Below are 20,412 nucleotides of genomic sequence, written 5' to 3' on the forward strand. Positions count from 1 at the left end.
GAAATCATTCAGGCCAGCAACTCAAAGTGGACCTCGCGGGCGGCGATATCGGAGGAGATCAGGCGGACCCGCACCTTGGTGCCGGATTCCAGGTCGCCGCCGCACCGGGCCGTCACGGCGGGTTTGGCGATCTGGATGATCCCCGAGGGGCCATTCCCGTTTTTTGCGGCACCGTTCTTGGTGCCGTTGCCGTTTTTCCCGTTGCCGTTGCCGTTGTCCTTCTGCGGCTTGGAGCCGGAGATCACGATCGCATCGAATTCCTGGCCCACATGGTTGACCAGGAGCGCGGCCTCCACAGTGTCCAGCGCCATGCGTTCCATCCGCGATGCCAGCTGGTCGGATCCGGCCATGATCTCCGGCAGGGACGGCAGGGCTTCCCGCGCCCAGTCCGGTACTGGCTTGCCGTTGCTCAGGGCTTCGCAGATCACCAGGACAAAGCGGTCGATAAGGCGTCGGAGTGGTGCTGTGGTGTGGGCATAGGCGGCGCCGATGGCGGACTGGATGGCGTCTTCCGGGACTGTGCCGTCGAACGCCGTGTAGCTGGCGCCGCGGAACAGCATACCGGCGGAGTGCAGGATGGCCAGTTGCCGGGGCTCTGTCGGATCAAGGCTGCGGAGGTATTCGCCGTAGCTGATCTTGCCGTCCCACGGCTTGCCCAAGGCCTCGGTCTGGAGGCGGAAGTGACGCAGGGAGCGCTCATCCGGCGCGGGCATGGTCCGCAGGATGCCCACTTTTCCCGCCAACATCAGGTTTGCCGCCGCCATCCCCGTCATCAGGGAGATCTGGGCGTTCCAGTCCTCCACCGGCAGCTGCGGTGCAGCGGCAATCCGGTAGCCGCCGTCGGGCAGTTGCACGATTTCCTGCTCCGGCATGTTCAGGCTGGCGCCGCCGCGCTGTCGCTCCAGTTCAACGCGCTTGAGCCCCACTTCCTTCAGGAGCTGCAGGACAGGACCGGCCGTCCCGGCGTCGAATTCGGCCTGGACCCCCTTGTAGCTCAGCTTGGCACGGCTGCGGATGGTGGCCCTCTGGACGCTCACAGTGGAGACCTGCGCGGCGTCGTCCAGCCCGAACTCCCACACGTAGGCGGAACACAGCTGTCCGGCCAGGAGGCTGCCGGCACCTTCGCTGATGACTTCCGGGTGCAGCGGGATACGGCCGTCAGGGGCGTAGAACGTCTGGCCGCGGCGCCGGGTCTCCGCGTCCAGTCCGCCGCCGGGGCGGACAAAGGACGGCACGTCAGCGATGGCGTAGAGCACCCGGTAGCCAGTACCCGCGCGCTCGATGAACAGCGCCTGGTCCAGGTCAGTGGACGACGCCGGATCGATGGTGAGGAAGTCCACGTCCGTCAGGTCAGCGCCCGGCAACTCGTGTGCGGCCACTGCCGCTTCCGCGTCCCGGACCGCCTCCGCCGGGTAGGGCCCCGGCAGTTCCAGCTCGGTGCGCAGGGCGCTCAGCGCCGCCGCGAGGTCGTTGGTCTGCTCGTGGACTTTGGGGGCCAACCTATGATGTGACACGAAAGTCAGGTTAGCCCGATTTCCACGGATCGTGCACGCCGGCCGTTCGCCACGCGGGGGATTGTCAGGACGCGCCCGCGTCCAGGGCCGCCAGGAGTGCCGCGGCCGCCGCTGAAGGGTCCGCGGCTTCGGTGATGGCACGCACCACAACAATCCTGCCGGCGCCGGCCTCCACCACCTGCTCCACGTTGCCGAGGTCGATGCCTCCGATGGCAAACCAGGGCAGCGTGGCCTGGGTGCCACCGGCAGCGCGGACTGCTTCGGCCGCGTACCGCACCAGGTCAAGGCCGACGGCGGCCCGGCCGGGTTTGGTGGGCGTGGCCCAGACCGGTCCTACGCAGAAGTAGTCCAGGCCGTGTTCGGCAGGCAGCCCACCGGACAGCCGGATGGCGCCTTCGATCTGCTCGGCGGTGTGCGTGGAAAGGCCGATCGCTGCGGGTGGGCCGAGGAGCGTGCGGGCGGAAGCGACCGGCAGGTCTTTCTGCCCGATGTGGAAGACGGGGGCGCCGGACAGTAGCGCGATATCGGCACGGTCGTTGACGGACCACAGCTTTCCGTGGCGTTCGGCCGCGGCCTGAAGCACGGCCAGCAGCTCCAGCTCCTCCGCCGCCTCGATCGCCTTGTCCCGGAGCTGGATGATGTCCACGCCGCCGGCAAACGCCGCGTCCACAAACTCGCCAAAGTCCCCGCGGTCCCGGCGCGCGTCGGTGCACAGGTACAGCCTGGCGCTGTGCGGGAGGCCGGTGTTTATGCCGCCGGCGGGGTCTGTTCCGGTCAAGGATTCGGGAGCGGCGGAGGGGGCGGAGGGCGTGCCTGCAGCGGCGAAGGATTGCGCGTTCATGGAAACCAGCCTAAGTCCCCTAAACTGGGCGGGTACTGCGGGAGCCCGTTGCAGCCGTCACAAAGCGGCCGGGCTGAGAGGGCGTCAGAGCCGACCGCTTGACCTGATCCGGCTAGTACCGGCGTAGGGAAGGAACATATGCCCCCCGCAATAAGCAGCCCACCCGAGACCGCATCAGCCAGCCCGGCCGTCCTGCACGCCGACGTGGCCGTCATCGGCGGCGGAGTCATCGGCCACGCCATAGCCTGGGAGGCCCGGCGATCCGGCCGTTCCGTCGTGCTGATCGATGACGCGCCCGGGAACGGCGCCAGCTGGGCAGCCGCCGGCATGCTGGCCCCTGTGAGCGAACTGCACTACCAGGAGGAAGACCTCCTTGAGCTGATGCTGGCATCCTCCGGCCTGTGGCCTGCCTTTGCGGCGGACCTCGCCCTGGCCGGGGCTGGCGATACCGGATATCTGACGACGCCGACGCTCGCCATCGGTGCGGACGCTGCGGACCGCCGCGCGCTGATGGACCTCCGGGCCGTGCAGCAGGCCAGCGGCCTGGTGGTGGAACCCCTGACTGTCCGTGAGGCCAGGACGAGGGAATCCCTGCTTAGCCCGGCCATATCCTGCGCCCTGGACATCCCCGCCGACCACCAGGTGGATCCACGGAAACTGGTGGCGTGCCTCCAGGAAGTCCTGGCCGTCCACGAACCGGGAGCAGGAACGGCCGTGGCAGGTGCCCGCGGGGGATTCGCCGTTGACCAACGGGCTGCTTCCCTTCTTTGGGAGGACGGCCGCGTCACTGGGGTGAGGCTCGCCCACGGCGGAAGTGTCCGGGCCGGGGAGACCATCGTGGCCAACGGATTGCAGGCGGGGTCGCTGGATGGCCTCCCGGTTGGACTGCACCTGCCCCTGCGGCCCGTCTACGGTGACATCCTGCGCCTTGCTGTTCCGGGGCACCTGCGTCCGCTCCTCACCTCGACGGTCCGTGGAATGGTCCATGGCGTGCCGGTCTACATCGTTCCCCGGCAGGACGGCACGGTGGTGATCGGGGCAACGCAGCGAGAAGATGCGCTCGCCGGGACGGGCGACGCTGCTGTCTCGGCCGGCGGCGTGTACCAGTTGCTGCGTGACGCCCAGGTCCTGGTGCCGGCCGTCTCGGAGCTGGAACTCCTGGAATGCACGGCACGGGCAAGGCCGGCGACCCCGGACAACGCCCCTCTCCTCGGCCGCGTACGGGCTTCCGCACCAAGGACGGGGATCACAGCGAACATTGCCGGTTTGATTGTTGCCACCGGATTTTTCCGCCACGGAGTGCTGCTTGCTCCGGCGGCGGCGGCCATCTGCCGGGACCTGCTGGACGGCCGGTCGGACCCCCGATGGGGGGCCCTCAGCCCGGCCCGCTTTTCAGGAAAGCACCACGTAGCCGGTACACAGTCGCCGCGTAAGGACATCAGCAGCACGAAGGACCTCGACACACAGAAGGAATCAGCATGAACATCACCCTCAACGGCTCGCGCCATTCCGTGGCGGACGACGCGTCCATCACCACCCTCATCAGCCAGATCACTGGCCGTCCCCTCGCGGCCAACGGCCAGGCGACAGACGGGCAGAAACTCGGCGTCGCCGTCGCCCATAACTCCGAAGTAGTACCCCGCAGCCAGTGGTTCGTCACGGCGCTCGCCGAAGGTGACGACGTCGAACTGGTCACAGCAGTCCAGGGAGGCTGACACCATGACAGTAACCAGCAACATCAGCACACAGAACCGGCCCGAGGACACTGACCGGCTGGTCATCGACGGCGTCGAGCTCGGCTCCCGCCTCATCATGGGCACCGGGGGAGCCCCCAGCCTCGACGGGCTGGGCGCTGCCCTGCTGGCGTCCGGAACCGAACTGACCACGGTGGCCATGCGGCGCTATTCGCCGGCCGAATCTGGTTCCCTTTTCCAGCTCCTGGTGAACCACGGGATCCGGATCCTGCCCAACACCGCAGGCTGCTTCACCGCCCGGGACGCGGTCATGACGGCGGAACTGGCCCGCGAAGCGCTGGAAACCGACTGGCTCAAGCTGGAAGTCATCGCCGACGAACAGACCCTGCTGCCGGACGCGGTGGAGCTCGTGGATGCTACGGAACAGCTTGTAAACCGGGGCTTCAAAGTGTTCGCCTACACCAACGATGACCCGGTCCTGGCCCTGCGGCTGGAAAACCTGGGTGCCACCGCGGTCATGCCGCTCGGAGCTCCCATCGGCACCGGCCTGGGAATCCTGAATCCACACAACATCGAACTGATCGTCTCGCGCGCCTCGGTGCCCGTGGTGCTGGACGCCGGCATCGGCACGGCATCCGACGCCGCCCTGGCCATGGAGCTTGGCTGTGATGCTGTGCTGCTGGCCACGGCAGTCACGCGTGCGCAGAACCCGGCACTTATGGGGGAGGCCTTCAAACACGCCGTCATCGCCGGTAGGCTGGCGAAAGCGGCCGGCAGGATTCCGCGCCGCGAGCACGCCCTGGCGTCATCGGCCATGGAAGGCCGGGCAGAGTTTCTCTAGGCCGTTTTCTCCAGGCCTGGCGCCCTCGGCCTGCCGGGGCGGCTCACCGGACGAGCCAAGGAGGCCGCTGTGGCCGGCAAGGAACACAAACTCACCAGGGAGCGGATCGACGCCGTCCTCGAGGCGCTGCCCGACTGGAGGTACCGGCTGGGCGGGCTGGTCACTGTCTATAAAACGCCGACGGCGGCCGCCGCACTGGAGCTGATTGCCGCCGTCGGACGCCTCGCGGAACAGCAGAACCACCATCCGGACCTTGAGTGGCGCTACAACAAGGTCCATCTCCGCTACACGTCCCACGACGCCGGCGGCGAGGTCACTGAGCGGGATGCCGCTGCTGCAGCGGCAGTGAGTGCGGCTGCGGCACGGCTCGGAGCCACCGCCCAGCCGGTGAGTTAAATGACGGTGACCACCACCCTGCTGGGTGGTGGTCACCGGTACTCAAGGCATCGTCCTTGCTACATCTTGAGCGCCTGAGTCAGCCGCTGCGTATCGTGACTTGCCCGGGTCCGACCCAGGTAGATGACTGTCCCGACCGCAGCGGCGGTGCCGAGTGCCATGGGCAGGATCCACGGAATCCAGGTCAGGCCCGGCTGGTAGCCAAAGCCTGCCGCGATGAAGATGATCCAGCTGACCGCACCCACCACAACGGCAACCCCTGCGGGCAACCCTGTGCCGTATCGGGTGTGGCGCTTGTCATTGGCCCAGACAATAAAGCCTGCGGCTGCTGTGACCAGGACAACGATGGTCAGTGAAAGCATGGGATCTCCTCGGAAAGCAGCGGCCAACCGCCAGGGCGGTTGGCCGCGGACGTGCTAGAACTGGCCGAAACCGACCTTGCGGGCCTCTTCGGCGCCGATTTCCACGTAGCCCAGGGCGCTGCCGGGAACGATGATGATGCGTCCCTTGTCGTCCTTGAGGCGCAGTTCGGTGCCCTTGGTGATGGCTTCTTCAACGACCGTGGCTACAGTGTCAGCGTCCTGAGCTGATTCCAGGATGATTTCGCGGCCAATGTTCTGAATGCCGATCTTAATTTCCAAAAGGGGGCCTCCCAGCCAATCAAAGTTTCTTGGGTTCTCTTATTTGTAGTCTAGGACTCTTTGGGGAAGCGCGAGATTCCGCGCCAAGCTAAACGGTAAATGAGGTCGCTGGCCACATCGAGGTCCAGGTTGCCGTCCGTTTCCAGCCAGTAACGCGCGCTGACCTGGGCCATTCCGGCCAGGCCGCGTCCCAGAAGCTGCGCCTCCAGGGGGGGGAGTTTGGTGTCTTCGGCAATCACGCGTGCCACGGCGTCCGCGAAGGTCTTGTTGAATGTCTCGAGACGTGAACTGACGTCGGGGTCGTTGATGAGGTCCGATTCGAAGACCAGGCGGTGGGCCTGGTCGTCGCTGGCGATGAAGCGGTAGTAAGCACGCATCACGGCCTGGACACGTTCGTCGTTGTCGGTAGTGGAGCTCAGGGCACCGAGCATCAGGTCCGTCAGCGACGCGAGATGGCTGTCCAGCAGGGCAAGATACAGCTCGCGCTTGGACGGGAAGTGCTGGTACAGCACCGGTTTGCTGACATGGGCCGTTTCGGCGATTTCATCCATGGCGGCGCCGTGGTAGCCGTTGGCGACAAATACCTCCTGCGCCGCCGCGAGGAGCTGCGCCCGGCGCTCATCCCGGGGAAGCCGGGCGGACCTCTGGCCCGCGGTCCGTTGAGGTGCGGCCGGTTCGCCGCCGGACGCCCGGTCAGCCCGTGCTTCATGGACCACAGTTGCCCTACTTTCCCTTGCCGTTACCTACACAATACTGCGCGGTAATATGACCGGGCGGCATCTCGGGGCATACATTGAAGTATGGCTTCGACTTTGACCGCAAATGATTCCTCTGTCTCGCTTAACCCGCTCGTGGAGCCCGCCGGTGAACTGACGCCGGCCGAGGTGGAACGCTACTCGCGGCACCTCATCATTCCCGAAATCGGAGCGGTGGGGCAGCGGCGGCTGAAGAACGCCAGGGTACTTGTTATCGGTGCCGGGGGACTGGGCTCGCCCGCCCTGCTCTACCTGGCGGCAGCGGGCGTGGGGACCCTGGGAATCATCGACGACGACGACGTTGACCTCAGCAACCTGCAACGCCAGGTGATCCATGGCGTCGCCGACGTAGGACGGCCCAAGATCGAATCCGCGCTGGACGCCATCGCGGCCCTGAACCCGCTGGTGGACGTCCGGCTGCACAACGTCAGGCTGGATGCCACCAACGCGCTGGAGCTGTTCGCGGACTACGACCTGATCCTGGACGGGGCGGACAACTTCGCCACCCGCTACCTGGTCAACGATGCCGCCGCCATCCTCGGCAAGCCGTACGTGTGGGGATCGATCTTCCGCTTCGACGGCCAGGTCAGCGTGTTCTGGGAAAAACACGGACCCACCTACCGGGACCTTTACCCCGAGGCCCCGCCGGCCGGATCTGTGCCCTCCTGCGGAGAGGGCGGGGTCTTCGGCATGCTCTGCGCTGCTGTGGGTTCACTCATGGTGACCGAGGCAGTCAAGCTGATCACCGGCGTCGGGCGTTCACTCCTGGGCCGGGTGGCACTGTTTGATGCGCTGGGCGGCAGCTGGCGCGAGATCCGCGTGTCCAAGGACCCGGCGGCGGAACCCATTACGGAGCTGACGGACTACGAAGCGTTCTGCGGCATCACTCCAGCTGTCTCCGCAGACACGGAGCACACCGTGACAGCAACCCAGCTGGCCACCATGCTGGCGTCCCGGAAGGCAGGCCTGAAGGACTTCGAGCTGGTGGACGTCAGGGAAACCGGCGAACACGACATCGTGAGCATCGACGGCTCGGTGCTGATCCCGCAGGGCAGGATCCTGGCGGGAGAGGCCTGGGCGGAACTCCCGCAGGACAAGGACATTGTGTTCCACTGCAAGGCGGGCACGCGGTCAGCCAACGTGCTGGAGGCTGCGCGGAAGGCCGGCTACCAGCGGGTCAGCCACCTCGACGGCGGAATCCTGGCCTGGGTGCGCGACGTGGAGCCGCAGAAGCCGGTCTACTGACCGGGTGGGTCACGTAGACGGGTAGGTCAGGCGGTTTCGAGGCCCCGGTGGTCCACGGGGCACTCCGCCTGCGCTGCGGCGGCTGGCTGCTCCACGGTGATGCCGTACAGGGTTTCGAGCGCGGACACGTAGTCGTCCTGCTGGCCGTTGGCGGCGAGCTCACGGGCACGGACAGTGGGCACGTGCAGCAGCTGCTTGACCATCCGGCGGAGGGCGAACTCCACTTCCTCGGCGGCGGCCGTGCAGCCGTGCCGTGCACGGACGCGCTCCATTTCCGCATCCAGGACGTTCATGGTGTGCCGGCGGAGCGCCACGATGGCGGAATCCACCGAGCGGGCTTCCCGTTCCTGTTCGAAGGCCTGGGCCGCGCCGGACACAATGCCGCTGGCCTGGGTAAGCGACTCGGCCTGTTCCTGGGGTGCCGCCAAACGCACGGATTCCAGCGTGAGCAGCTCAACGCCGTCGAGTTGGCCGACTTCGGGGTCAAAGTCATGGGTGAGGGCGAGGTCGATCGCGATCAGCGGCTGGGGAGAGTCCGCGCGGATCTCGGCAAGTTCGCCAGCCTCGACCCGGGTGTCGGAGCCGCTGCAGCCGATCATGACGTCGGCCGCCGCCACGGCCAGCGGCAGGGAATCGCTGTCCAGCGCCGTTCCGCCGCGCGTGGCGACGAACGCTTCGGCGCGTCCCGACGAGGAGAACACGGAGATGTCGGTGCAGCCCCGTTCACGGAGCAGCGCCATGGTGGCGCCGGCATAGGCGCCGGTGCCGAACACCACCACCTTCTTCGCTGACCAGTCGGGGCTCTCGGAAAGATCGGTGGCCAGATCCAGTGCAACTGAAACGATGGACAGGCCACGGGAACCGAGGGCGGTCTGTGCCCCGACGTCCTTGGCCGTCTTGGAGGCGGCCTGGAAGAGGCGGACCAGGCCGGAGCTGGCCGTGCCCTCGTGCTGGGCGGTGATGAGTGCGCGGCGGACCTGGCCGGCGATTTCACGTTCACCCACGACGGCGGAGTCCAGTCCGGCGCTGACGGCGAAAAGGTGCTGGCTGACTTCGGGGCCGGTGCGTGTGCTGAAGGAGCGGGACACGAGCTGTTCGTTGAGTCCGCTGAGGCCGCTGATCTCGGACACGAGGGCCGCCCGGGCAGCCTCAACATCGTCAGCGTGGGGCGCTTCGCCGTAGATTTCGTACCGGTTGCAGGTGGCAAGCACCACCGCACCCGTCACTGCCGGCGATCCGGAGAGTGCGGATGTGGCGATCCCGGAAGCACCGTTGCTCAGTTGAGCAACGGTCTCAAGGTCGATGTCGGCGTGTGTAGCCACCAATGAAAAAAGAACCACAGCAGATCAATCATAGCTTTTTCGCAGCCCGGTAGAACAACCCGGCAAACAGTCACGGGCGGTGGAGGGCCGTGATTCCTGCCACGCCGCGGCCGGGACGGCCGCAGGTGACAGGCTGTCGTTATCTTTTAGGGCCGATTTTGGGCACAATCAAAGACATGACTTCCAGCTCCGCCGTGTCCAATGCCGTGTCTGCTGCCGGTGCCCTTGCTGCCGGCCATCCGCTGATGGACGGCCGCACCGCAGATTCGCCGCTCATCACCGCCTACCGCGGCGGCAAGCCGTCGCGGCGGCCGGTGTGGTTCATGCGGCAGGCCGGGCGCTCCCTGCCGGAATACCTGAAGGTGCGCGAAGGCGTGGCCATGCTGGATTCCTGCCTGCGGCCCGAGCTCGCGGCCGAAATCACGCTGCAGCCGGTGCGCCGGCACGACGTTGACGCAGCGATTTTCTTTTCGGACATTGTGATTCCGCTGAAGCTTGCCGGCGTCGGCGTGGACATCGTGCCCGGCGTGGGCCCGGTGCTGGACAAGCCGGTCCGCACAGCTGAAGACGTTGCGGCCCTGCCACAGCTGACGTGGGAAGCCCTGGAGCCTATCCGGGAAGCCGTGCGCCTGACGGTCGCTGAGCTGGGCAAGACGCCCCTGATCGGCTTCGCCGGCGCGCCGTTCACCCTCGCCGCCTACATGGTGGAGGGCAAACCCTCACGCGACCACCTCGGCCCCCGCACCATGATGCACGCCGATCCTGAGACCTGGACTGCGCTGGCCAACTGGGCCGCCGACGCCTCGGGGATGTTCCTCCGCGCCCAGCTGGAAGCCGGCGCCTCCGCCGGGCAGCTGTTTGATTCCTGGGCCGGATCGCTGGGCCTGGCCGACTACACCAAGTTCGTGGCACCGGCCTCGGCCCGGGCGCTGGACCATGTCCGCCACCTCGGCGCGCCGCTGATCCACTTTGGTACCGGAACCTCCGAACTGCTCGTTGCCATGCGCGACGTCGGCGTGGACGTGGTGGGCGTGGATTACCGCCTTCCGCTGGATGAGGCCAACCGGCGCCTGGGCGGAACGGTGCCGCTGCAGGGCAACATCGACCCCGCGCTGCTCTCCGCGCCCTGGGACGTGCTGGAAGCCCATGTGCGGGCGGTCATTGCGGCCGGCGCCTCTGCGCCCGGCCACGTGCTCAACCTTGGCCACGGGGTGCCGCCGGAAACCGACCCCACGGTCCTGACCCGGGTTGTAGAACTCATCCACTCCATTTCCCCGGAGTAGGACCGTGGGCAGTTCCGTGACACCGGCCCAGACCGCCCTTGTGCTGGGCGGCGGCATCTCCGGCCTGCTGGCCGCACGCGAGCTGGCGGCTGCCGGACACACAGTGACCGTCCTGGAAGCCACAGCATCCTGGGGCGGCTGCGTGGGCAGCCACGTGGTGGCCGGCCTCACCCTGGACAGCGGAGCAGAGTCCTTCGCCACACGCTCCTCAGCCGTGGCTGAGCTTGCTGATGAACTTGGACTCGGCGGCAACGTTGTGGCGCCCCGCCCGGGCGGCGCCTGGGTGCAGCTTCCGGACGGCCCGCGCGAACTGCCCAAGACCGGAGTCCTGGGCATTCCCGCCAACCCCTGGGACCCGGAGGTCAGGCGGTCCCTCGGATTTGTGGGTTCGCTCCGGGCGTCGCTGGACAAGTACCTGCCGGCTTCGATCGGCGCGTCGGCGGACGTCACCAGCGTCGCGGCGCTGGTACGGGCCCGGATGGGCCGCCGGGTGTTGGAGCGCCTGGTGGCCCCCGTGGTGGGCGGCGTGCACTCCGCGGACCCCGGTCTCCTGGACGTGGACATGGTGGCCCCCGGCCTCCGGGCAGGAATCCGTGAGAACGGTTCCCTCGCAGCCGCCGTGGCCGCCCAGCGGCGCGGTTCCACCCAGCCGTCCATCGCGAAGGCGGGTTCCGCCGTCGCCGGCCTCAACGGCGGCATGCACACCCTGGTGTCGGCCCTGCTCAACGATCTCCGCAGCCGCGGGGTCACCCTGATTAGCGGAACAGCCGCGGACGCCGTCGAACGGACGCCGGACGGGTGGCGGGTCACCGCCGGTGAGACAACGTACGACGGCGGCCTGCTGGTGGTGGCGCTGCCCGGCCCGGCAGCCGTGGGGCTGCTTCAGGCGGCCGTGCCCGCCCTCGCCGGCAGGAGCCCCGAAAGCGGGCCGGATGTCCGGCTCGTCACCCTGGTGGTGGACCTGCCCGAACTTGACCGCCGGCCTCGGGGCACCGGGATCCTGGTAGCCCCCCAGACGCCGGGCATCCAGGCAAAAGCCCTTACGCATGCAACCGCGAAGTGGGATTGGCTGGCGGCTGCGGCAGGTCCCGGGACGCACGTGCTGCGGCTCTCCTACGGCCGGCTGGAAGCTTCGGAAACCGCGACCCCAGAAACCGGCGGCGCCGCCCCTGCCCTCGACACCGAACTCCTGGCTGCTGCCCTGCATGACGCGTCGACCCTGCTGGACGTCCCGGTGCAGGGGACCGACATTGTCGGCTGGGATGTTGTCAGGTGGCCAGGGGCCCTGCCGTTCGCGGCCGTGGGACACAAGGCCCGGGTAGCCGAGGTCAGGAAGCTCTGCGCGGCAGAGGCCGGCCTCGGCATTGTGGGCGGATGGGTGGCCGGCAACGGACTCGCCGCCGTGGTGGCCGATACCCGAAAAGAAATTCGCAGCCTGCTCAGCTGACCATCGCTCCTGTTCAGTGGAATATGGGCCTTGATAGGACCACTCCGGGGTGCAGTTTCCGGTTTTCAATCCACCCCCTCATGTGGCTAGGGTCGATAACTATGGTTATTTACAGGTCCGAATTTTCCCGTTCCCGGACCAGTATCCATGGGGGACTCCGGCGTGGCGCTGCAGCGGCTGCCGTCGGAGCGGTACTGGTATTGTCCGCCGGCGTGCCGGCATCCCAGGCGGCTGATGGCAGCGCCGAACCCACGGCGTCCGCCGAGGTTGCCGCCGACGGAGACGGCGACGGGGTCAACGGCCTGCTGAATGGCCTCTTTGGGGGTTCCGGCGGACGTTCCACAGCCTCACCCGAACCGACTACCGCCCCCTCAGGCTCTTCCACTCCGACGGCCACACCGTCTCCCGCCCCTACGTCCACGGCCCCCACGTCAACTGCGCCGACGTCGTCCGCTCCGTCGACGTCTGCCAGCCCAGCGCCGCAGGGCACCACTCCGCAGGGCACGGCTCCCCAAGGTGCCGTCCCGCCGTCGAGCGCTCCGTCGCCGCTTAGCACGTCCCCGGAAGCCGCCGGTTCACCGGCAGGCACGCAGCCCAACGGCCAGCCCGGCGCCCCAGCCGACGGGACGCAGGATGCCGGCCAGGAAGCCGATCCAACTGCGGACCAGCAGGCACGGGATGCCCACAGCGCCAACGCCACCCCTGTCTCCAACCCAAGGCGCCCCGGTAACGCGCCCGCCAGCCAGGAGAACATGGCGTCGGCCAGGGAGGCGGCCGCGGCGGCCGAACCTGCAAAGGTCTGGCTTGGCGTGGGACTGGTGGGGTCCGCCGGAGCTGCAGGCCTCCTCTTTGCCCGGATCCGCCGGATCTGACCTGGTGCAAAATCGGCTCAAGACCCACTCTGCGCCGAACCTGTGACATTAAGCACTTCTACGTCTCGTAGAAGTCGCTGGTTTCGACTTGGCGGTAGGGAAGGGGCAAACTGGTAACTATGAGCCACACTTCTGCCGAATCTGTCACTAAAACCGAAGAATCAGCCGAGCAGTTCTTCACTCTCTGGACTGTTTTCAAGCGGTCCGAGGAACTGGTGCGCAGCGCTGACGCTGCCGCCGATTTCGACGCCCTTCTGGTCCGCCTGGCCGAGGCCGGCGTAACGCACCGCGGCAGCTACGACGTCTCCGCGATGCGCGCCGACGCCGACGTCATGGTGTGGCTCCACGGCCCGAAGCCCGAAGCGCTGCAGCAGGCCATCCGCGACATCCGCCGCAGCACGCTTTTCGCCGGAACCGAGATTGTCTGGTCCGCCATGGGCGTCCACCGGGAAGCCGAATTCGCCAAGAACCACACCCCCGCGTACTCCCGTGGTGTGGCCCCGGCCGAATGGCTCTGCGTCTACCCGTTCGTGCGCTCCTATGAGTGGTACATCCTGCCCGAGGACGAACGCGGCAAGATGCTGCGCGACCACGGCATGCTGGGCCGGGAGTTCCCGCAGGTCATCTCCAACACGGTATCCTCCTTCGCCCTGGGCGATTGGGAGTGGATCCTGGGACTGGAAGCCCCCGAACTGGTGGACCTGGTGGACCTCATGCGCCACCTCCGCGCCACCGAAGCACGCAACCACGTACGGGAGGAAATCCCGTTCTACACCGGCCGCCGCATCACCGCAGCAGAGGTCGCTGAGGTCCTCGCATGACCCAGCCCGATCCCGCGGCGGGCGCCGTGCTCACCGGAATCAACCCCGTCACCGAAGCCGGCCGGATGGCGCCCAAAAATTATGACGGCGTCCTGCTGGCCTCCTTTGGCGGGCCCGAGGGCCAGGATGACGTTATCCCGTTCCTGCGCAATGTCACCCGCGGCCGCGGCATCCCGGATGAGCGGCTCGAAGAGGTTTCCCACCACTACCGGGCCAACGGCGGCATCAGCCCCATCAACCAGCAAAACCGCGAGCTGAAGACAGCCCTGGAAGCGGAGCTCACCGCCCGCGGCATTGAGCTTCCCGTGCTGTGGGGCAACCGCAACTGGGACCCCTACATTCCGCAGACCCTGCAGGACGCGTACGACGCCGGCCACCGCAAACTGCTGATGGTCACCACTAGTGCCTACTCCTGTTACTCCAGCTGCCGCCAGTACCGCGAGGATATCGGCATCGCCCTGACGGAGACAGGGCTGGACGGGCGGCTTGAGGTGGACAAGGTCCGACAGTACTTCGACCACCCGGGCTTTGTGGAGCCCTTCATTGAAGGCACCGCAGCCGGGCTGGCGGACGTGCGGGCGCAGCTTGCGGCCGCCGGAACGCCGGACGCCCCCGTGCACATTCTTTTTGCCACCCACTCCATCCCCACCCGGGATGCCGAGGCCGCCGGACGGTCCGCGGACGAACCGCGCGAGTTCGACGAAGGTTCCGCCTACGTGGCCCAGCACCTGGCCACCGGCGCCGCAGTTATCAGCCGCGCTAAGGCCGAGTCGGGCCTGACCGCACCCTGGTCCCTCGTCTACCAATCCCGCTCGGGCGCGCCGCACGTGCCCTGGCTGGAACCGGACATCAACGACGCCATCGCCGACCTGGCTGGCCAGGGCATCAAAGGCATCGTCATCGTCCCGCTGGGCTTTGTCAGCGACCACATGGAAGTTGTCTGGGACCTGGACACCGAAGCCCTGGAAACCTGCCGCAACCTCGGCCTGGCTGCCACGCGTGTACCCACCCCCGGCACGCACCGGAAGTTTGTGAACGGCCTGGTGGACCTCATCTCCGAACGGACGCTCGCCAACAACATCAGCGACCGGCCCGCCGTGACCGGACTGGGCCCCTGGTACGACGTCTGCCGGCCGGGATGCTGCGCGAACTTCCGCGGCGAGAAGCCCACCATCGCCGGAGCCGACACCACCGTCGGCACCGGACACGACGCATACCCGGCCGCATCTGCGGGCGCTGTTAGGAGAGAAGGAACCCCGTGACCGTACGGATCGGAACCAGGGCCAGCAAGCTCGCCCTGACCCAGACCCAGCATACGGCGGACCAGCTGGCCGCCGTCGGAGGCTTCCCCGTGGAGCTGGTGCACATCACCACCGAGGGCGACGTCAAGACGGGGTCCCTGTCCCAGATGGGCGGCACCGGGGTGTTTGTCGCCGCCCTGCGCGATGCCCTCCTGCAGGACACCTGCGATGTCGCCGTGCACTCGCTCAAGGACCTCCCCACGGGCGCCGCACTGGGCCTCACCATCGCCGCAACGCCCAAGCGTGCGGACGTGCGGGACGTCCTGTGCGCCCGCGACGGCCTCAAACTGGCTGATCTGCCGCACGGCGCCAAAGTGGGCACCGGCTCGCCGCGCCGCGCTGCCCAACTGCGTGCCGCCCGCCCTGACCTGGACGTCCAGGACATCCGCGGCAATGTCGATACCCGCCTGGGCCGTGTGCCCGGCCTGCCCGGAAACGCCGCCGGCGCACCGGGTGACCTCGACGCCGTCGTACTGGCCGCCGCGGGCCTGGAACGCATCGGCCGCCTGGACGCCGTCAGCGAATTTTTCGAGATGGACGTGATGCTGCCAGCGCCCGGACAGGGTTCATTGGCCATCGAATGCCGGACGGCTGACGCCCCGCGCAAGGCAGGTTCCACCGAAGGGTCGCAGGGTGTTTTGGCGCAGGCCCTGGCCGCGCTCAACGACGAGGACACCCGCCTCGCCGTGACCGCCGAGCGTGCCGTGCTGGCCCGCCTCGAGGCCGGCTGCGCCGCCCCCGTGGGTGCCTTCGCCTACCGCAAGGGCAGCATGCTGTACCTCGAAGCCGCGGTGTGCGCCGTGGACGGCACCAAGACAATACGCGAAAAGAAGGCAACGGACGGTCTCACCGAAGTCGGTGCCACGCTGCTCGGCATCGAGGTGGCCGAGCTCCTGCTCGCTGCCGGCGCCGCGGAGATCGCGGACCTTGCCGCCTCTTGATGACCTGGCGGGCACTCTGGGTGGCCGGCGCGTCCTGATCACCCGTAGCGCCGACCGTGCCGGGCCGCTGGCCGCGCTGCTCGGCGGCCTGGGGGCCGAACCGCTGCTCCTGCCGCTCATCGACTTTGAACGGGCCGCGGACCAGCCGGCCCTCGATGCCGCGCTGGATGATCTGGCGGCCGGTGGCTTCGACTGGCTGGTGGTCAGCAGCATCACCACGGTGCGTGTGCTCGTGGAAAAAGCCATTGAGCGCGGCACCACGCCGGCGGCACTGGTGCCGGCGGGAACGCGGGTGGCCACCATCGGACCGTCCTCCCGGCGGATCCTCGAGGCCACGGGCATCCCCGTGGCGCTCGCCCCGGTGGATATCCAATCCGCCGAAGGACTCGTGGAACTGTGGACCGCCGCGCCGGCGCGGGTGCTGTTGCCACAGGCCGACATCGCGGCCCCTGCACTGCGCGATGGCCTGGCAGCCAAGGGCGCCGACGTTACCGCAGTTGTGGCCTACCACACCGTGGACTACCCGGCCCGGCAAGAACTCCGCCTGGAGGCGGAACTGCCGTCCGCCGTCGGAATCTCCCACGCTGTCGCTCCCCGTGAGCTCAGCCAGTCGCAGACCCGCAGGGAGCTCGACGCCGGGACGCTCGACGCCGTCGTGGCCGCCTCGCCAAGCGCCGCCCGGCGCATCGCCGCGACCCTCCTGCCGCTGGGCCGCTGCCGTTTCATCGCCATCGGACGCCCGACGGCGGCAGAAGCTGCCGCCCTTGGCATCCCGGTGGCCGCCACCGCCCAAGTCCCCACCCCGGACGGCATAGTGGCCGCGCTGGGCACCGTATTTGCCAACGAAGGGAACACCCGATGAGCTTTCCGAACCACCGCCCGCGCCGCCTCCGCACCACGCCCGCCATGCGCCGGCTCACCGCCGAATACCGCCTGGCTCCGGCGGACCTGATCCTGCCCGCGTTCATCCGTGAAGGCCTCAGCGAGCCCTTGCCCATTTCCTCCATGCCCGGGGTTGTGCAGCACACCACCGAGTCACTCAAACGTGCCGCCGCGGAAGCCGTGGAACTGGGCGTCGGCGGCATCATGCTGTTCGGCGTTCCCGCCGTACGCGATGCACGCGGCACCGCGTCCCTGGACCCCGACGGCGTGCTCAACAAGGCCATCCGCGACGTCCGCGCCGAGGTGGGCGATGACCTGGTCATCATGGGCGACGTCTGCCTGGACGAATTCACCGACCACGGCCACTGCGGCGTCCTGGATGCCGACGGCTACGTGGACAACGATGCAACCCTGGAAATCTACGGCCAGATGGCCGTGGCCCAGGCCGATGCCGGCGCCCATGTGCTGGGGCCCTCCGGCATGATGGATGGCCAGATCGCCGTCATCCGCCAGGCCCTCGAGGAATCCGGCCACAAAAACACCGTCATCCTGGCCTACGCGGCCAAGTACGCCTCCGCCTTCTACGGCCCGTTCCGGGAAGCCGTGGATTCGCAGCTTAAGGGCGACCGCCGCACCTACCAGATGGACGCCGCCAACCGCCGCGAAGCCCTCCTCGAGGTGGAACTGGACCTTGAGGAAGGCGCAGACATGGTCATGGTGAAGCCGGCCATGAGCTACCTGGATATCCTGGCCGACGTCGCCGCCATGAGCCCCGTGCCTGTCTCGGCCTACCAGATCTCGGGTGAATACGCGATGATCGAGGCCGCCGCCGCCAATGGCTGGATCGACCGGCGGGGTGCCATCACGGAATCCATCCTCGGCATCAAACGGGCCGGCGCCAACACCGTGCTGACTTACTGGGCCTCCGAAGTCGCCGGCTGGCTCAAGGAATCCTGACGCGGCAGGGAATGTTTCCGGATGCTCGGTGGTTTGTATGCGTATGCATGAAAACAGCGAGCCTTCCGTAACCACTCCGTCCACCCCGGGCAACCCCACTGCCCCCGTCCCCGCGGACACCATCCTGCTGGGCGTCAGTACCTTCGGCGACGTCGACCTGGCCGCCGACGGCGCACCCAAGCACCACGCGGAGGTGCTGCGCCAGGTGGTGGAACAGGCCAAGGTGGCCGACGCCGTCGGACTGCACTCCTTCGGCGTGGGGGAGCACCACCGCAGGGACTTCGCCGTCAGTGCGCCGGACGTGGTGCTCGCGGCCATCGCCACGGCCACGGAAAACATCCGGCTCGGCAGTGCGGTCACGGTCCTGAGCTCGGACGATCCCATCCGCGTCTTCCAGCGCTTCGCCACCCTCGACGCCGTCTCCAACGGCCGCGCCGAAGTGATCCTGGGCAGGGGTTCGTTCACCGAGTCCTTCCCGCTCTTTGGCTACGACCTGGGCGACTACGACGCGCTGTTCGAGGAGAAGCTGGACATCTATGACCGCGTGCGGTCCCAGAACCCGGTGAACTGGGACGGCCGGACCCGGGCGTCGCTTCGGGGTCAGATGGTCTATCCGCACGTGGAAGGCCGACTGCTTCCCACCTGGATCGGAGTGGGCGGCTCACCCCAGTCCGTCGTCCGCACGGCCACCTACGGGTACCCCATGGTCCTGGCGATCATCGGCGGCGAGCCCGAGCGCTTCCGCCCCTATGCCGATCTGTACCGGCGCACGCTGGCCGAAGCCGGTAAGGAACCGCAGGCACTCTCCGTGCATTCGCCCGGCTACGTGGCTGAAACTGACGAGCAGGCCCTCGAGGAGTACTACCCGCACTGGCTCGCCACGCGGAACAAGATCGGTGCCGAACGCGGCTGGGGACCGGCCGGGCGCGGCGAGTTCGAAGCCGCGGCCGACGAGGACGGTGCCCTGTTCGTTGGTTCACCGGAGACCGTGGCGAAGAAGATCGCCCGGCTCAAGGGCACCCTCGGTGCGGACCGCTTCGAGATGAAGTACAGCAGCGGCACGCTGCCCCACGAGCAGATGATGCGCTCCATCGAACTGTTCGGTTCCAAGGTGGCGCCCCTCGTTGCAGACAAGCTTGCGGACATGCTCGCGGACCGCTGAGGCAGGCGGCGACTGTATCCGGCGCCCGCAGGTGGCGTGGCGCCGGATGCCACCGCACGTGATGGAAGAATAGGGGCATGACTCGTTCCGAAGACCTCTTCGCCCGTGCCCAGACCCTGATGCCCGGTGGCGTCAACTCACCCGTCCGTGCCTTCGGCTCGGTGGGCGGAACCCCGCGGTTTATGGTGTCGGCCCAGGGCCCATACCTGACCGATGCCGACGGCAAAGAGTACGTCGACCTGGTCTGCTCCTGGGGCCCGGCCCTTCTGGGGCACGCCCACCCGGCCGTACTGGAGGCGGTCCACGCGGCTGTTGACCGCGGTCTCTCCTTCGGCGCGTCCACCCCGGACGAGGCCAACCTGGCAGCCATCGTCCAGGAGCGCGTGCCGGCCGCCCAGCGCGTCCGGATGGTCTCCACCGGCACGGAGGCCACCATGACGGCCGTCCGGCTGGCCCGAGGCTTCACCGGCCGGAACCTCATCATCAAGTTCGCCGGCTGCTACCACGGCCACCTGGACGGGCTGCTGGCCGCTGCAGGATCCGGTGTTGCCACCCTGGCGCTGCCGGGCTCGGCTGGCGTCACCGAAGCCACTGCCGCCGAAACGCTGGTCCTGCCGTACAACGACCTCGCCGCCGTCGAAGCCGCTTTTGCCGCCCACGGGCCGAACATTGCGGCCGTCATCACCGAAGCCGCCCCCGCCAACATGGGCGTTGTAACGCCGGGGGAGGGCTTCAACCTGGGGCTGTCCCGTATCACGCGCGAGCACGGCGCCCTGCTGATCGTGGACGAAGTGCTCACCGGCTTCCGCACAGGCTACTCCGGCTATTGGGGGCTCACCGGCGGCGCTGCTGACGCAACGGACCCGTGGACCCCTGACCTGCTCACTTTCGGAAAGGTCATCGGCGGCGGAATGCCGACGGCGGCCCTCGGCGGGCGTGCGGACGTTATGGACTACCTCGCGCCCCTCGGCCCGGTGTACCAGGCAGGGACACTCTCCGGGAACCCCGTGGCCATGGCAGCCGGCGTAGCCACGCTGACGCACGCCACCCGCGACGTGTACTCCTTTGTTGACGCCCGCTCGCTGGAGCTCTCCTCGGCGCTGTCCGCTGCCCTGGACAGTGCCGGCGTGGACCACTCCGTCCAGTTCGCCGGAAACCTCTTCTCCGTGGCATTCGGCACGTCCGCCAACGGCGTCCACAACTATGCTGACGCCCAGGCCCAGGAAACCTTCCGGTACGCGCCGTTCTTCCACTCCATGCTGGAATCCGGCGTTTACCTGCCGCCGTCGGTCTTCGAGGCCTGGTTCCTCTCGGCCGCCCACGACGACGCCGCGATGAACCGGATCTTTGACGCCCTCCCGGCCGCCGCGAAGGCTGCAGCTGCCGCGAAAGCCTAGCGCCGCCGTCGGCCGTTGACGAGCGCCCGCAACGGCTGAAGCAAGAAAATCCCCGACTCCCGGACAAAACCCCGCACAATGCGTGGGGGAAATGTCCGGG

The 20,412-nt window shown here is 67.9% G+C and carries 21 protein-coding genes and 1 riboswitch; of the genes, 15 read left to right on the forward strand and 6 right to left on the reverse strand.

Going from position 1 to position 20,412, the window contains the following annotated elements; all coding sequences use genetic code 11:
* Window positions 1-8: 8 nt before the first annotated feature.
* Entirely contained in the window at window positions 9-1,514 is a 1,506-nt protein-coding gene (locus ACVWY0_RS00225; protein WP_485834951.1) for an RNB domain-containing ribonuclease, read from the reverse strand.
* Between the two features lie 64 nt (window positions 1,515-1,578).
* A complete protein-coding gene (thiE, locus tag ACVWY0_RS00230; RefSeq protein ID WP_485834952.1) occupies window positions 1,579-2,355 on the reverse strand; it encodes a thiamine phosphate synthase in 777 nt (258 codons plus the stop codon).
* A gap of 27 nt (window positions 2,356-2,382) precedes the next feature.
* A riboswitch (TPP riboswitch) is annotated at window positions 2,383-2,503 on the forward strand.
* Here thiE and thiO point away from each other — a divergent pair.
* The 4 genes from thiO to ACVWY0_RS00250 all read left to right on the forward strand — a co-directional run bounded on the left by thiO (window position 2,494) and on the right by ACVWY0_RS00250 (window position 5,286).
* Window positions 2,494-3,837 carry a glycine oxidase ThiO gene (thiO, locus tag ACVWY0_RS00235; protein ID WP_485834953.1) on the forward strand — a complete coding sequence of 448 codons (1,344 nt, stop codon included), beginning with the start codon at window positions 2,494-2,496 and terminating at the stop codon, window positions 3,835-3,837. Its footprint overlaps the riboswitch before it by 10 nt.
* Entirely contained in the window at window positions 3,834-4,070 is a 237-nt protein-coding gene (gene thiS, locus ACVWY0_RS00240; RefSeq protein WP_058931870.1) for a sulfur carrier protein ThiS, read from the forward strand. Before thiO ends, thiS begins: the two co-directional genes overlap by 4 nt.
* A gap of 4 nt (window positions 4,071-4,074) precedes the next feature.
* Window positions 4,075-4,890 carry a thiazole synthase gene (locus tag ACVWY0_RS00245; protein WP_485834954.1) on the forward strand — a complete coding sequence of 272 codons (816 nt, stop codon included), beginning with the start codon at window positions 4,075-4,077 and terminating at the stop codon, window positions 4,888-4,890.
* A 69-nt stretch (window positions 4,891-4,959) separates the two neighbouring features.
* Window positions 4,960-5,286: a 4a-hydroxytetrahydrobiopterin dehydratase gene (locus ACVWY0_RS00250; protein WP_252567384.1), complete on the forward strand. Its 327-nt coding sequence runs from the start codon at window positions 4,960-4,962 to the stop codon at window positions 5,284-5,286.
* A 59-nt stretch (window positions 5,287-5,345) separates the two neighbouring features.
* Here ACVWY0_RS00250 and ACVWY0_RS00255 read toward each other — a convergent pair whose 3' ends face one another.
* The 3 genes from ACVWY0_RS00255 to ACVWY0_RS00265 are packed head-to-tail and all read right to left on the reverse strand — an operon-like array spanning window position 5,346 to window position 6,643.
* A complete protein-coding gene (locus ACVWY0_RS00255) occupies window positions 5,346-5,648 on the reverse strand; it encodes a hypothetical protein (RefSeq protein WP_485834955.1) in 303 nt (100 codons plus the stop codon).
* Between the two features lie 54 nt (window positions 5,649-5,702).
* Entirely contained in the window at window positions 5,703-5,927 is a 225-nt protein-coding gene (locus ACVWY0_RS00260; RefSeq protein ID WP_252567380.1) for a DUF3107 domain-containing protein, read from the reverse strand.
* 50 nt (window positions 5,928-5,977) lie between these two features.
* A complete protein-coding gene (locus ACVWY0_RS00265) occupies window positions 5,978-6,643 on the reverse strand; it encodes a TetR/AcrR family transcriptional regulator (RefSeq protein ID WP_252576561.1) in 666 nt (221 codons plus the stop codon).
* 84 nt (window positions 6,644-6,727) lie between these two features.
* Here ACVWY0_RS00265 and moeB point away from each other — a divergent pair, with 84 nt between their 5' ends.
* On the forward strand, window positions 6,728-7,927 hold the full coding sequence (moeB, locus tag ACVWY0_RS00270; protein WP_485834956.1) for a molybdopterin-synthase adenylyltransferase MoeB: 1,200 nt from the start codon (window positions 6,728-6,730) through the stop codon (window positions 7,925-7,927).
* A 26-nt stretch (window positions 7,928-7,953) separates the two neighbouring features.
* On the opposite strand, the gene ACVWY0_RS00275 is transcribed toward moeB, so the two are convergent.
* Entirely contained in the window at window positions 7,954-9,267 is a 1,314-nt protein-coding gene (locus ACVWY0_RS00275) for a glutamyl-tRNA reductase (protein WP_485834957.1), read from the reverse strand.
* A gap of 158 nt (window positions 9,268-9,425) precedes the next feature.
* On the opposite strand from ACVWY0_RS00275, the gene hemE reads away from it, so the two are divergent.
* From hemE to hemL, 10 genes are all read left to right on the forward strand, one after another.
* A complete protein-coding gene (gene hemE / locus ACVWY0_RS00280) occupies window positions 9,426-10,532 on the forward strand; it encodes a uroporphyrinogen decarboxylase (protein WP_252567375.1) in 1,107 nt (368 codons plus the stop codon).
* 4 nt (window positions 10,533-10,536) lie between these two features.
* Window positions 10,537-11,979: a protoporphyrinogen/coproporphyrinogen oxidase gene (locus ACVWY0_RS00285; RefSeq protein WP_485834958.1), complete on the forward strand. Its 1,443-nt coding sequence runs from the start codon at window positions 10,537-10,539 to the stop codon at window positions 11,977-11,979.
* Window positions 11,980-12,080: 101 nt separating this feature from the next.
* Window positions 12,081-12,851 carry a hypothetical protein gene (locus ACVWY0_RS00290; protein WP_485834959.1) on the forward strand — a complete coding sequence of 257 codons (771 nt, stop codon included), beginning with the start codon at window positions 12,081-12,083 and terminating at the stop codon, window positions 12,849-12,851.
* Window positions 12,852-12,970: 119 nt separating this feature from the next.
* Window positions 12,971-13,672, forward strand: a complete 702-nt coding sequence (hemQ, locus tag ACVWY0_RS00295; RefSeq protein WP_485834960.1) for a hydrogen peroxide-dependent heme synthase — start codon at window positions 12,971-12,973, stop codon at window positions 13,670-13,672.
* Window positions 13,669-14,934 (forward strand): ferrochelatase, encoded by a 1,266-nt coding sequence (locus ACVWY0_RS00300; protein WP_485834961.1) that lies wholly within the window; start codon window positions 13,669-13,671, stop codon window positions 14,932-14,934. Before hemQ ends, ACVWY0_RS00300 begins: the two co-directional genes overlap by 4 nt.
* Window positions 14,931-15,914: a hydroxymethylbilane synthase gene (gene hemC, locus ACVWY0_RS00305; protein WP_485834962.1), complete on the forward strand. Its 984-nt coding sequence runs from the start codon at window positions 14,931-14,933 to the stop codon at window positions 15,912-15,914. Before ACVWY0_RS00300 ends, hemC begins: the two co-directional genes overlap by 4 nt.
* Complete coding sequence (locus tag ACVWY0_RS00310; RefSeq protein ID WP_485834963.1) at window positions 15,901-16,776, forward strand: uroporphyrinogen-III synthase; 876 nt, start codon at window positions 15,901-15,903, stop codon at window positions 16,774-16,776. The genes hemC and ACVWY0_RS00310 overlap by 14 nt, the downstream gene beginning before the upstream one ends.
* Window positions 16,773-17,753: a porphobilinogen synthase gene (hemB, locus tag ACVWY0_RS00315; protein WP_485834964.1), complete on the forward strand. Its 981-nt coding sequence runs from the start codon at window positions 16,773-16,775 to the stop codon at window positions 17,751-17,753. Before ACVWY0_RS00310 ends, hemB begins: the two co-directional genes overlap by 4 nt.
* Window positions 17,754-17,790: 37 nt before the next feature.
* Window positions 17,791-18,915 (forward strand): LLM class flavin-dependent oxidoreductase, encoded by a 1,125-nt coding sequence (locus tag ACVWY0_RS00320; protein ID WP_485834965.1) that lies wholly within the window; start codon window positions 17,791-17,793, stop codon window positions 18,913-18,915.
* 77 nt (window positions 18,916-18,992) lie between these two features.
* The gene (gene hemL / locus ACVWY0_RS00325; protein ID WP_485834966.1) at window positions 18,993-20,312 is read left to right on the forward strand and encodes a glutamate-1-semialdehyde 2,1-aminomutase; all 1,320 of its coding nucleotides are present in this window, start codon (window positions 18,993-18,995) and stop codon (window positions 20,310-20,312) included.
* Window positions 20,313-20,412 lie beyond the last annotated feature (100 nt).

This window comes from Arthrobacter sp. UYNi723 (genome assembly GCF_054057635.1).